Source organism: Terrisporobacter othiniensis (assembly GCF_000808015.1).
Classification (GTDB): domain Bacteria; phylum Bacillota; class Clostridia; order Peptostreptococcales; family Peptostreptococcaceae; genus Terrisporobacter; species Terrisporobacter muris.
The window spans coordinates 73,650-87,359 of the sequence record NZ_JWHR01000038.1; the positions used below are offsets into that span (position 1 = coordinate 73,650).

Consider the following 13,710-nt stretch of genomic DNA (forward strand, 5'->3'; position numbering starts at 1 on the left):
GGCTTTTTATTCAATTTTAAGACAATACACTAAGGACGGGAGATGAAGGAGAATATGAAAATAGCAATAACAGGAAAAGGTGGAGTAGGCAAAACAACTTTTTCCTCAATGATAGCAAGAATGTTTGCAGATGAAGGTTTTAGAGTTGTGGCTGTTGATGCAGACCCAGATGCCAATCTAGCCTTAGCATTAGGTTTTCCGAAGGATGTTTATGAATCAATTGTACCAATATCTGAAATGAAAAAATTAGTATCAGAAAGAACTGCAACTAGTGAAGGTACTTTTAACAAAATGTTCAAACTAAATCCAAAAGTAGATGATATTCCAGAAAAGTATTGTAAAGAACATAATGGTGTAGGATTGCTAACATTGGGTACTGTAGATACAGGTGGAACTGGATGCGTGTGTCCAGAGCATGTCCTATTAAAAAGGTTATGTTCACATCTAATATTACAAAGCAATGATGTTGTTGTAATGGATATGGAGGCAGGAATAGAACATTTAGGAAGGGGTACGGCTCAAGGGGTTGATGCATTTATAGTAGTAGTTGAACCTGGTGAAAGAAGTTTACAAACATATAGAAAAGTTAAAAAACTTGGCAATGATATAGGCGTAAAGAAAGTATATGTAGTTGGAAATAAAATGAGAGATGATCAAGATATTGAGTTTATAAAGAGCAATCTTGAAGATGGAGAAGCTTTAGGATTTATTCATTATAATCAACAAGTAATTGATTCAGATAGAGCAAACCAATCTCCTTACGATATAAGTGAAGCAACTAGAACTGAAATAAAAGCTATTAAAGAGAGACTAGTTGAAATAAAAAATCATAACAGTTAAAAATTAATGAAATAAGATTAAAACAGTAATAGTACATAAAAGAATACTTTTACTGCTTATTATAAAACTGTGGGAGGAATAAGTTATGGGATTCAAATCAGATATTGAAATTGCTCAAGAAGCAAAACCTCTAGATATTAGAGAGATAGGAAAAAAATTAGGTTTAACTGAAGATGATTTAGAGCTTTATGGTAAATATAAAGCTAAAGTTGATTACAATTTACTAAAAAGAGACAATGGTGGAAAAAAATCTAAGTTAATATTAACTACTGCTATCAACCCAACTCCAGCTGGAGAAGGTAAAACTACTACTACTATAGGTGTTGCTGATGGTTTACAAAAACTTGGTAAAAATGTTCTTGTTGCATTAAGAGAACCTTCTTTAGGACCTGTATTCGGTATAAAAGGTGGAGCTGCTGGTGGAGGATATGCACAAGTTGTTCCAATGGAAGATATTAACTTACACTTTACTGGTGACTTCCATGCTATAGGCGCTGCTAACAACTTATTAGCTGCAATGTTAGATAACCACATGCATCAAGGAAATGAACTTGGAATAGATAGTAGAACTATTACTTGGAGAAGATGCGTTGACATGAACGATAGACAACTTAGAAATGTTGTTGATGGTTTAGGTGCTAGAGCCGATGGTATAGTAAGAGAAGATGGATTTGATATAACAGTTGCTTCAGAAGTTATGGCTGCATTCTGTTTAGCAAGTGATATCATGGACTTAAAAGCTAGATTAGGAAGAATAGTTGTTGGTTATAACTTTGAAGGTCAACCAGTAACTGCTGAGCAATTAAAAGCTAACGGTGCTATGGCTGCATTATTAAAAGATGCTTTAAAACCAAACTTAGTTCAAACTTTAGAAGGAACACCAGCATTCGTACATGGTGGACCATTTGCTAATATAGCTCATGGATGTAACTCTGTTATAGCTACTAGAATGGCTATGCATTTTGCAGACTATGTTGTTACTGAGGGAGGATTTGGTGCTGACCTTGGTGCTGAAAAATTCTTAGATATAAAATGTAGAATGGCTAACTTAAAACCAGATGCTGTTATAATAGTTGCTACAGTTAGAGCATTAAAATACAATGGTGGAGTTCCAAAAGATAAGTTAAACGAAGAAAACTTAGTTGCTCTTGAAGCAGGTATACCAAACTTATTAAAACACGTTGAAAATATAACTCAAGTTTATAAATTACCAGCAGTGGTTGCTATAAATGAATTCCCAACTGATACACAAGCAGAAGTTGATTTAGTTAGAGCTAAATGTCAAGAACTAGGCGTTAATGTTGCTTTATCTCAAGTATGGGCTAAAGGTGGAGAAGGCGGAATTGAATTAGCTAAAGAAGTAGTAAGACTTTGTGAACAGCCAAATGACTTCCAATTCTGTTATGAAGATGATTTAACGTTAGTTGAAAAAATAGAAGCAATAGCTACTAAGATATATGGAGCTGATGGTGTAAACTTTACTCCACAAGCTAAAAAAGAATTAACTAGATTAGAAGGTTTAGGATTTGGAAATATGCCAGTATGTATGGCTAAAACTCAATATTCTTTAACTGATGATCTTAATGTATTAGGTAGACCAACTGGATTCAAGATTACAGTTAGACAAGTAACAGTTTCTGCAGGTGCAGGATTTGTTGTTGCTCTTACTGGAGAAATAATGAAGATGCCAGGTCTTCCAAAACGTCCAGCAGCTGAAAGAATAGATGTTGATGAAAGTGGAGTAATCTCAGGATTATTCTAATCTCTAAAAATTAAAAATTAATCGGATAACATATAAACACAAAAAGGTAGTGCAAAGTATTATCTTGTGCACTACCTTCAAATTAACCTTGAATAACTTAAGGAGGCATAAATCTTTATGGAAAAAATGGCACAAAAAAGTTGTGTAGATTTTATTGAAGTATTAGCTTCTAAAGCTGCTGTACCAGGAGGAGGAGGAGCTGCTGCACTTGCTGGAGCAATAGGAATGGCTCTAGGGAGTATGGTTTGTAACTTAACTACTGGAAAGAAAAAATATGCTCAGTATGAAGAAGCTATTCAAGAAATACTAGATAAAGCAGCAAAATTAGAAGAAGAATTATTATCTATGATAGATAAAGATGCAGAAGGATTTTATCCATTATCAAAAGCTTATGGTCTTCCAACTTCTACTGAGGAAGAAAAACAATATAAGACTGAAACAATGGAAAAATGTTTGAAAGTTGCATGTGAAGTACCTATGGATATAGTGAGATTATGTTTCGACTCTATAAAACTACATGAAGAACTAGTTGATAAAGGTTCAAAACTTGCAATAAGTGATGTAGGATGTGGAGTTCAATGCTTAAGAGCTGCTATATTATCAGGGCAATTAAATGTAATAATTAATGTTAATTCAATGAAAGATAGAGAGTATGCAGAGAAGATAGAAAAAGAATGTAACCAATTAGTTCAAGAAGGTGTGAAAATTTGTGATGAAGTATATCAAAAAGTATTAGTTGCTTTAGGGTAAAATAAAAATATATTTTTGAACAAAACAATTTATATAAAAGCGAAGAAAAAAAGATAAGTATATAATTAAAATGAGGACAATAAGAAACGTAATCTTTTTAATGTGGGAGGAGAAAAAGAGTGGGAGAAATTATTAAAGGTAAACCAGTTGGAGATGCACTTAGTGAAGTCTTAAAAGGTGAATGTGAAGCTTTAGTTAAAGAGGGTATACAACCTAAATTAGCTATTTTAAGAGTTGGAGCCAAACCTAATGATCTTTCTTATGAAAAAGGTGCTCTTAAGAAATGTGAAACAATAGGGATTACTACAGAAGTAACTGAGTTACCAGATGGAACAACTCAAGATCAATATATAGAAACATTACAAAAATTAAATGATGATTCTTCAGTACATGGAATATTAACTTTTAGACCATTACCAGAAGGAATAGATGAAAATGTAATAAAAAATATTATAGCACCAGAAAAGGATGTTGACTGTTTTAGTCCAATGAATACTGCAAAGTTAATGGAAGGAGATAAAACTGGATTCCCTCCATGTACTCCTACAGCAGTTGTTGAAATATTAAAACATTATAATGTTCCATTAAAAGGGGCTAATGTAGTTGTATTAGGCAGATCGATGGTAGTAGGTAAGCCAGTATCTATGTTATTACTTGGTGAAAATGCTACAGTTACAATTTGTCACTCAAAAACTAAGGATTTACCAAAAGTTTGTGCTGATGCAGATGTATTAGTTGCAGGTGTTGGTAGAGCAAGAATGGTTACAGCTGATTATGTTAAAGAGGGGGCAGTTGTAATAGATGTTGGTATAAATGCTAAACCAGAAGGTGGAGGAATTTGTGGAGATGTTGATACTGATGATGTTGTAGGAAAAGCATCAATGGTAACTCCAGTTCCAGCAGGTGTTGGTTCAGTAACAACTTCTATACTTGCTAAACATGTAATAAAAGCATGTAAGCAACAAAACAACAAGTAGTTAGACATAAATGTATTTGAAATAGAAAACTTTGGGGGGAAAATATCTATGGTAATATCTGATAGAAAACCAATGGCTGAAATACTAGGATTTTTAAAAGACGCTAAAAAGGTTATATTAGTAGGATGTAACCAATGTGCAGCTGCTAGTAAAACTGGTGGTGAACCTGAAATACAAGAAATGAAAGCTTTATTAGAAGCTGAAGGAAAAGAAGTATTAGGATATCTTCTTCCAGATACGGCTTGTAACTTGTTATTAGGTAAAAAAGAATTTAAATCATTAAAAAATGAGTTAAAAGATGCTGATGCAATATTGTCATTAGCATGTGGAGATGGAACTCAAACTATTGTAAAAAATACTAAAAAACAAAATATTCCTGTTTACCCAGCTAATAATACTTTATTTATAGGTGAAGTTGAAAGAGTTGGTCAATTTGAAGAAGCATGTAAGGCATGTGGAGAATGTGAACTTGGTTGGACTGGAGGAATTTGTCCAGTTACTATGTGTGCTAAAGGATTAATAAATGGTGCATGTGGTGGAGCTAAAAATGGTAAATGTGAAGTTGACCCAGATAATGATTGTGCATGGGTAAAAATCTATGAAAGACTTAGAGATTTAAATCAACTAGACAATTTATTAGAAATAAGAGCTCCAAAAGATTATTCTAAACAATTAAATCCAAGAAGACACAACGCAAATAATAAAGCTGAAGCTGAAGCTTAAAAGTTAGGTAAATAAAGGGGGATTATTTTCATGAGTAAGTTACAAGAAGCATTTGAAAGAGGAGAATTTGCTGTAACTGCAGAAATGGCACCACCAAAAGGTACAGACCTTTCTCACTTGATAGAATGTGCAAAAATGTGTGTGGGAAGAGTACATGCTGCAAACGTAACAGATTTCCAATCTGCTGTAATGAGAGCAACTTCTCTAGCTACATGTAAATTATTAAAAGATATAGGATTAGAGCCAGTTATACAAATGACTGGTAGAGATAGAAATAGAATAGCAATAGAAGGTGAAATGCTTTCTGCTGGTGTATTTGGTATACCGAATTTATTAGCTTTAACAGGTGACCATACAAGTGTTGGTGACCACCCACAAGCTAAACCAGTATTTGATTTAGATTCTGTAAGTATATTAAAAACAGCTTCTACATTAAATAGTGGGGTAGATAGTGTAGGATTAGAATTACAAGGTAAAACAGATTTCTATTTAGGAGCTTGTGTTACACCTGAATATTCTCCAATAGAAGTACAATTATTAAAAATGCAAAAGAAAATAAATGCTGGAGCTAAATTTTTCCAAACTCAAGCAGTTTATGATATAGAGCACATGAGAAAATTTAGAGAACTTACTAAGGATATGGATTGCAAAATCCTAGCTGGTATAGTTCCATTAAAATCACCTGGAATGGCTAAGTTCATGACAGCTAATGTTCCTGGTATATTTGTTCCAGATGATCAAATAGAAAGATTGAAGGCAGCTGGTAAAGGAAATTATGTACAAGAAGGTATTAAGATGGCTGGAGAGTTTATTAGACAACTTAGAGAAGAAAATTTATGCGATGGTGTACATATAATGGCAATTGGTGCAGAGGAAAATGTTCCAAAAATATTAGATGAAGCAGGATTATAAAAATTTTGTTTTAGGTTAAATGGGGGATTGAACATGAAAGTTGCAGTAATTGGAGGAGGACCAGGAGGATATGTAGCAGCTTTAAAAGCAGCTATGCTTGGTGCTGAAGTAACAGTAATAGAAAAAAATAAACTAGGCGGAACTTGCTTAAATGTAGGTTGTATACCAACTAAAGCATTATTAGCTTCTAGTGATGTATTAAGAACAGTTAAAGAAGCTAAAAACTTTGGTATTAATGTAGAAGGTGAAATTAAACCTGATTTTGAAGCTATAGTAGCTAGAAAACAAAAAGTAACAGATGAATTAGTAGCTGGAATCCAATTCCTTTTTGATAAAAGAGGAGTTAAAAAAATAGATGGATTTGGAAAACTAATTGATAAAAATACTATAGAAGTTACTAAAGATGATGGAAGTGTAGAAGAAGTTAAAGCTGATAAAATAATATTAGCTAACGGATCTATACCTACAGTATTCCCATTCATGCCTTACAATGGTAAGAATGTTATAACTTCTGATGAAGTATTAAGTTTAGAAAAATTACCAAAATCTATGGTTATTATAGGTGGTGGAGTTATAGGATCTGAAATAGGTCAATTCTACTCTTCATTAGGAACTAAAGTAACTATAATAGAAGTTCTTCCACAAATATTAGGAAGAATGGACTCTGATGGTGCTAAAGCTCTTGCAAGACAATTCAAGAAAGACAAAATAAAAGTTATGTGTAATGTTGCTACTGACAGCTTTGAAGTTAGTGATGACATAGTAAAACTTAACTTAAATAATGGCAAATCTTTAGAAGCAGAAGTAGTATTACTTTGTACAGGAAGAAAACCAAACTTAGCTAACTCTGGTGTAGCTGAAGCTGGTGTTAAAATGACTGACAGAGGATTCATAGAAGTAAATGAATATATGGAAACAAATCTAGAAGGTGTTTATGCTATAGGTGATATTATACCAGGAGCAATGCTTGCACACGTTGCATCTGCTGAAGGTATGGTAGCTGCAGAAAATGCAGTAAAAGGAAATAGCGAAACAGTTAATTATAAATCTATCCCAAGTTGTGTTTATACTGAACCTGAAGTTGCAGGTGTAGGTAAAACTGAAGATGAGTTAAAAGCTGAAGGTGTGGAATATCACGTTGGTAAATTTGATTTTAGAGGTTTAGGCAAAGCTAAAGCTATAGGAAAAATACAAGGATTTATCAAAGTATTAGTTGATAAAGATGATGTAATAATAGGAGCTACTTTAGTAGGACCTCATTGTACAGATTTATTAACTGAATTATCTCTAGCAGTAGGCTTAGGATTAAAAGCTAAGGATGTAGGAAAAGTAATACATGCTCATCCAAGTTTATCTGAAGGTATTATGGAAGCATTACATGATGTTCATGGAGAATGCGTTCATTCAGTACCATCATCTTTATAAGTTTATAAACAGAGTAAGAAGAAAAGCTCTGTTTAGGCATATCAAGGGGGAAATCTTAAAATGAGTTATAACATAGCGGTAGCAGGAAAAGGTGGAACTGGTAAAACAAGTCTTACAGGGCTTTTAATTGATACATTATTAAAACAAAATAAAAAACCAATTCTTGTAGTTGATGCAGATGCCAATGCTAATATTAATGAAGTATTAGGGGTTGAAGTAGAAGCTACTATAGGTCAAATTAGGGAAGAAGCTAATATGACTGAAAAAAGAGGAGATTCATTTCCTGGAGGTATGACAAAAGCTCAGTTTTTACAATGGAAGTTAAATTCTATATTAGTAGAAGGAGACGGATATGACTTGTTAGTAATGGGGAGATCTGAAGGCGAAGGATGTTATTGTTTCGTAAATGGAATATTAAGAGAACAAGTTAAGAAGATTTCTGGCCAATACGACTATGTTATTACTGATAATGAAGCAGGGATGGAACATTTAAGTAGAAAAACAACTAAGCATATAGACACTTTATTATTAGTTAGTGACTGTTCAAGAAGAAGTATCCAAGCTGTTGCAAGAATTAGAGACTTAGCTATTGAATTAAATTTAAGTGTTGGAAAGGTCTATCTTATAGTAAATAAAGTACCAGATGGAATATTAAATGCTGGTGTAAAAGAAGAAATTACTAAACATAATTTAGACCTTCTAGGTGTTGTACCTTTAGATGAATTAATATATAAATATGATTCAGATGGTATTCCATTAGTACAATTACCAAAAGAATCAAAATCTAGATTGGCCATAGAAGAAGTAGTGGCGAAATTAGAATTAAAATAGGCTTAAGGGGGAAAAAAATATGGCATTTAAAATGTCTGTTCAAAAGAGTTCTGGGAAAATAAGTGAAGTAGTAATAGGAACAGGAGAAAAAGCTATAAAACTAGGTGGAGAGAATGTATTACCATTCTATAGCTTTGATGGTGATACAGGTAACATTCAAAAAGTAGGGATAGAAATAAATGATATATATCCAGAAAGTTGGATTGATTGCTACAAAGAAATGTATAAAGATGTAGCAAATGACCCTGCTGCTTGGGCAAAATATGTTCAAGATAATACTGAAGCAGATTTTGTTTGCTTAAGATTTGTTGGAGCAGATCCTAACGCTGATGATAAATCTCCTGAAGAATGTGCAGAAGTGGCTAAAAAAGTTGCTGATGCAATAGATTTACCTTTAGTAGTTGCAGGATGTGGAGTTGCTGAAAAAGATGGTAAATTATTTGCTAAAGTTGCAGAAGCTTTAGAAGGAAAAAATGTTTTAATATTATCTGCAGTTGAAGATAACTACAAAGAAGTAGGAGCTGCTGCAGGACTAGCATATGGTCAAAAAGTTGGTGCAGAATCAGCTGTTGATATAAACTTAGCTAAGCAAATGAATGTTTTGTTAACTCAATTAGGTGTTAAACCTGAAAATATAGTTATGAATGTTGGATGTTCAGCTGTTGGATATGGATATGAGTATGTTGCATCTACAATGGATAGAATAAGACTTGCTGCTTTCAATCAAAATGACAAGCAATTACAAATACCTATAGTAACACCAGTTTCTTTTGAAGTTGGTCATGTTAAAGAAGCTATAGCTACAGAAGCAGACCAACCAGAATGGGGATGTAGTGAGAAGAGAAGTATAGCAATGGAAATTTCTACTGCTACAGCTGTTTTAGTAGGCGGATCTGATGCTGTAATACTTCGTCATCCAGAGTCAGTAAAAACTATAAAATCATTTGTAAGCGAGTTAGCTTAATAATATTTGTAAGGTTAGGGGGATAAAATAATGGCACTTAAAGCTTTAGATATATTTAAATTAACACCAAAGAAAAACTGTAAAGAATGTGGATTTCCAACTTGTATGGCTTTCTCTATGAAAGTTGCCAGTGGAGCAGTAGAGGTAGAAAAATGTCCACACATGTCTGATGAAGCAATACAAAAACTATCAGAGGCTACAGCACCTCCAATGAAAACTTTAAAAGTTGGAGCTGGAGAAAACGAGTATACTATAGGTGGAGAAACTGTATTATTTAGACATGAAAAAACTTTAGTAAGTAAAAATAGATATGCTGTTGCATTCTGTGACTGTATGACTAAAGAAGAAGTAGAAGCTAAAATAGCTAACATTAATAAAGTGGAATATGAAAGAATTGGAGAAATAATGAAGGCTGAATTTGCTTGCGTTACATATAGCGGAAACAAAGAAAACTTCTTAAATGTAATCAAAAAATTAAAAGAACAAACTAAAGTTGCATTTATATTAAATGTAGACGATGCTGAAGTAGCAAAAGAAGCTGTTGCAGAACTTGCTGGATTAAACCCAGTTGTAGTTGGTGCAACTAAAGATAACTACGAAGCTATGATAGACGTAGTTAAAGGTGACAACTTAGCTTTAGGTTTAAAAGCTGCTAGCTTAGAAGACTTATATTCTACTGTTGAATTAGTTCAAAAAGCTGGATATAAAGAATTAATACTTGATGTAACTGGTGAAAATACAAAAGATACTTTCACTAATGCAGTTCAAGTAAGAAGAATAGCATTAAAAGAACAAGATAGAACTTTCGGATACCCATCTATAGTATTCGTAAATAAATTAGCTAATGGGGATGAAATGATGGAAGTTGCATTATCATCTGCATTCACAGTTAAATATGGTTCTATAATAGTAATAGATGATATAAGCTATGCTAAAGCATTACCATTATATGCTTTAAGACAAAACTTATTCACTGACCCTCAAAAACCAATGAGAGTTGAAACTAAGATTTATCCAATAAATAACCCAGATGAAAACTCTCCAGTTTTAGTAACTGTTGACTTTGCCTTAACTTACTTCGTTGTAACTGGTGAACTTGAAAGATCTAAAGTTCCATGCTGGTTAGTAATACCTGATGCAGGTGGATATTCAGTTCTTACTTCTTGGGCTGCTGGTAAATTTGGTGGTAGTGTAATAGGTAACTTTGTTAAAGAATGTGGAATAGCTGATATGACTAAGTGTAGAGATTTAATCATACCAGGTAAAGTAGCAGTTATACAAGCAGATGTACAAGATAATTTACCAGATTGGAATGTTATAGTTGGTACTCCAGAGGCTATGGAACTTCCAAAATTCTTAAAAGAAAAATATGGGAAATAGATAAAAGTTTATTTAACTAATTAGGTCGTATAAATATAAACATATAAAATCTAAGGGGGATAAATTAATATGGAAAAATTTATGATTATAGGTGAAAGAATTCACTGTATAGCACCACCAATAAGAAAAGCTATAGCTGAAAGAAATCCAGAACCAATAATAAAAAGAGCTGTAGAGCAATTAGATGCAGGAGCTCATGTTATAGATTTTAATATAGGACCAGCAGAAAGAGATGGAGCAGAAATAATGGAATGGGGAGTTAAGTTACTTCAAAGTGAATTAAACAATGTTCCACTAGCTCTAGATACTGCTAACGTTGCAGCTTTAGAAGCTGGATTAAAAGTTTATGATAGAACTCATGGAAAACCAATCATAAACTCTGCAGATGCTGGAGATAGAATGCACTTAATGGAAGTTGCTGGAGGATACGATGCAGCTATAATAGCATTATGTGCTAAAGAAGGTATACCTGCTGATAACGAACAACGTATGGGATATTGTACTGAGTTAATAGAAGCAGCTGCTATGGCTGGAATAGATCCAGAAACAGATGTATACTTTGACCCACTTTGCTTAGTTATAAAAGGAATGCAAGATAAACAAATGGACGTTTTAGAAGCTATAAGACAAATGACTGAAATGGGATTAAAAACTACTGGTGGATTATCTAACGTTTCTAATGGTTGTCCAAAACATATAAGACCTATACTAGATAGTAACTGGTTAGCAATGGCAATGGCTAATGGATTCTCTTCTGCTATAGTTAACCCATTAGATGAATTATTGATGCAAACTATAAAATCTTGCGACATAATAAGAAATGCTAACTTATATGCAGATTCTTACTTAGAAGTAAAAGACTTAGCTTTTGATTATAAAGGATAATAAAAATTAGAATTTTAAATTAGAATTAGGTTTTAATAGCTAGGCATTAAAAATTAATGCCTAGCTTGAATATAAACATATAATTCATAAAAGGGGGAAGTAAAAAGTGAATTTATATAACATAATTTACACAGGTGCAAATCAAGCATATGATGCAGCAAATGGAGCACTTACAACTGCAATAGCAGAAAAAGGTAAAGAATGCCCAGTGGCATTCCCAGATACAGCATATTCTCTTCCATGTATATATGCTGCAACAGGTCAAAAAATGGCTACTTTAGGAGATTTAGAAGGTGCTTTAGCAATAGTAAAATCTTTAATAGTAGAAAAACCATTACTTGAAACAGCTTTAAATGCTGGTTTAGCTACAGCTTTAGCTGCTGAAATAGTTGAAGCAGTTAAATATGCTTTAAACGAGGCTCCATACGAGGCTCCATGTGCAGGGCATGTAGTTGACCCTATAATCAGATCTTTAGGTGTACCATTAGTTACAGGAGATATACCTGGTGTTGCAGTTGTATTAGGTGAATGCCCAGACGCTGAAACATTAGCAAAAGTAGTTAAAGACTATCAATCTAAAGGTATAATGACTTTCTTAGTTGGAAAAGTTATAGATCAAGCTATAGAGGCTGGAGTAAAAATGAGTGTAGAGCTTCGTGTTATACCTCTAGGATATGATGTAACATCAGTTATCCATGTTGTTTCTGTTGCTATAAGAGCTGCATTAATATTCGGTGCTGTTCCTCCAGGAGATTTAAATCAATTATTAGAATACACAGCTAAGAGGGTTCCTGCATTCGTAAATGCATTTGGACCACTTAGTGAATTAATAGTTGCTTGTGGTGCTGGTGCTATAGCACTTGGATTCCCAGTTATAACTGATCAAGTTGTTACTGAAGTTCCTTGCAACTTATTAACTCAAAGAGATTACGATAAATTTGTTGCTACTTCTTTAGAAGCTAGAAACATAAAAATAAAAGTTACTGAAATACCTATACCAGTTGGATTCGCTGCAGCTTTCGAAGGTGAAAGAATAAGAAAATCTGAAATGGCTTACGAATTCGGTGGAAATAAAACTCCTGCTTGGGAATTAGTTATAGCTAAATCTATGGCAGAAGTAGAAGACCATAAAATAGAAGTTATAGGTGAAAATATAGATCCGGCTAAATTAGCAGATGGTGTAACTAGATTACCACTTGCTATAGTAGTTAATGTTGCTGGTAAAGCAATGCAAGAAGACTTCGAACCAGTTCTTGAAAGAAGATTCCACTACTTCATGAACTACATAGAAGGATTAATGCATGTTGGTCAAAGAGATATGTCTTGGGTAAGAATATCTAAAGATGCTGTTGAAAAAGGATTTACTCTTGAGCATATAGGTGAAGTTATGTATGCTATGATGAAAGATGAATTCGAAGCTGTTGTTGATAAGTGTGAAGTTACTATAATTACTGATGAAGCAATAGTTAATGAAAGAAAAGCTGAAGCTTTAGCTAAATATGAAGCTAGAGATGACAGATTAGCATCTCTTGTTGATGAAAGTGTTGAAGACTTCTATTCTTGTAACATGTGTCAATCATTCGCTCCAGCTCACGTTTGTGTAGTTACTCCTGAGAGATTAGGACTTTGTGGTGCAGTTTCTTGGTTAGATGCTAAAGCTACTAAAGAACTTAATCCAACAGGACCTTGCCAACCAATAGCTAAAGGTGAATGTTTAGATGACAAGAAAGGTATTTGGCAATCAGTTAATGATACTGTAAATGAAATATCTCAAGGTGCAGTTGAGAGTGTTACTCTTTACTCTATAATGGAAGATCCTATGACTTCTTGTGGATGTTTCGAATGTATATGTGGTATCATGCCAGAAGCTAATGGATTAGTTATAGTAAATAGAGAGTTCCCTGGAATTACTCCAGTTGGTATGACTTTCGGTGAACTTGCTTCTATGACTGGTGGTGGAGTTCAAACTCCTGGATTCATGGGTCATGGTAGACATTTCATATCTTCTAAGAAATTTGCTTATACTGAAGGTGGACCAGAAAGAATAGTTTGGATGCCAAAAGAATTAAAAGATTTCGTAGCTGATAAATTAAATGCTACAGTTCAAGAAATGGCTGGAATAGAAAACTTCAGCGAAATGATTTGTGATGAAACTATAGCAGTTGATTCTGAATCAGTTTGTGCATTCCTTGAAGAAAAAGGACATCCAGCTTTATCTATGGATCCAATAATGTAATTTAAATAAAGATATCGGGGGAGAA

Annotated in this window: 12 protein-coding genes; all 12 read left to right on the plus strand. The window is 33.5% G+C overall.

Annotated features, from left to right (window positions below; translation table 11 throughout):
• The first annotated feature begins 54 nt into the window (after positions 1-54).
• The 12 genes from QX51_RS03370 to acsB all read left to right on the plus strand — a co-directional run bounded on the left by QX51_RS03370 (position 55) and on the right by acsB (position 13,685).
• Entirely contained in the window at positions 55-840 is a 786-nt protein-coding gene (locus tag QX51_RS03370; protein ID WP_039678497.1) for an ATP-binding protein, read from the plus strand.
• An 85-nt stretch (positions 841-925) separates the two neighbouring features.
• On the plus strand, positions 926-2,602 hold the full coding sequence (locus tag QX51_RS03375) for a formate--tetrahydrofolate ligase (protein WP_039678498.1): 1,677 nt from the start codon (positions 926-928) through the stop codon (positions 2,600-2,602).
• A gap of 117 nt (positions 2,603-2,719) precedes the next feature.
• Positions 2,720-3,352, plus strand: coding sequence for a cyclodeaminase/cyclohydrolase family protein (locus QX51_RS03380; RefSeq protein WP_039678499.1), 633 nt, complete (start codon positions 2,720-2,722; stop codon positions 3,350-3,352).
• A gap of 119 nt (positions 3,353-3,471) precedes the next feature.
• Positions 3,472-4,329: a bifunctional 5,10-methylenetetrahydrofolate dehydrogenase/5,10-methenyltetrahydrofolate cyclohydrolase gene (locus QX51_RS03385; RefSeq protein WP_039678500.1), complete on the plus strand. Its 858-nt coding sequence runs from the start codon at positions 3,472-3,474 to the stop codon at positions 4,327-4,329.
• Between the two features lie 48 nt (positions 4,330-4,377).
• Entirely contained in the window at positions 4,378-5,052 is a 675-nt protein-coding gene (locus tag QX51_RS03390; RefSeq protein WP_039678501.1) for a methylenetetrahydrofolate reductase C-terminal domain-containing protein, read from the plus strand.
• 30 nt (positions 5,053-5,082) lie between these two features.
• Positions 5,083-5,964 (plus strand): methylenetetrahydrofolate reductase, encoded by an 882-nt coding sequence (locus QX51_RS03395; RefSeq protein WP_039678502.1) that lies wholly within the window; start codon positions 5,083-5,085, stop codon positions 5,962-5,964.
• 33 nt (positions 5,965-5,997) lie between these two features.
• Positions 5,998-7,389 (plus strand): dihydrolipoyl dehydrogenase, encoded by a 1,392-nt coding sequence (lpdA, locus tag QX51_RS03400; RefSeq protein ID WP_039678503.1) that lies wholly within the window; start codon positions 5,998-6,000, stop codon positions 7,387-7,389.
• Between the two features lie 60 nt (positions 7,390-7,449).
• Positions 7,450-8,220 carry a carbon monoxide dehydrogenase accessory protein CooC gene (locus QX51_RS03405; RefSeq protein WP_039678504.1) on the plus strand — a complete coding sequence of 257 codons (771 nt, stop codon included), beginning with the start codon at positions 7,450-7,452 and terminating at the stop codon, positions 8,218-8,220.
• 19 nt (positions 8,221-8,239) lie between these two features.
• Entirely contained in the window at positions 8,240-9,184 is a 945-nt protein-coding gene (gene acsD, locus QX51_RS03410) for an acetyl-CoA decarbonylase/synthase complex subunit delta (RefSeq protein WP_039678505.1), read from the plus strand.
• Between the two features lie 30 nt (positions 9,185-9,214).
• Positions 9,215-10,564: an acetyl-CoA decarbonylase/synthase complex subunit gamma gene (gene acsC, locus QX51_RS03415; RefSeq protein WP_039678506.1), complete on the plus strand. Its 1,350-nt coding sequence runs from the start codon at positions 9,215-9,217 to the stop codon at positions 10,562-10,564.
• 69 nt (positions 10,565-10,633) lie between these two features.
• Positions 10,634-11,449, plus strand: a complete 816-nt coding sequence (acsE, locus tag QX51_RS03420) for a carbon monoxide dehydrogenase/acetyl-CoA synthase methytransferase subunit (RefSeq protein WP_039678507.1) — start codon at positions 10,634-10,636, stop codon at positions 11,447-11,449.
• A gap of 106 nt (positions 11,450-11,555) precedes the next feature.
• The gene (gene acsB, locus QX51_RS03425; RefSeq protein ID WP_039678508.1) at positions 11,556-13,685 is read left to right on the plus strand and encodes an acetyl-CoA decarbonylase/synthase complex subunit alpha/beta; all 2,130 of its coding nucleotides are present in this window, start codon (positions 11,556-11,558) and stop codon (positions 13,683-13,685) included.
• Positions 13,686-13,710: the final 25 nt, after the last annotated feature.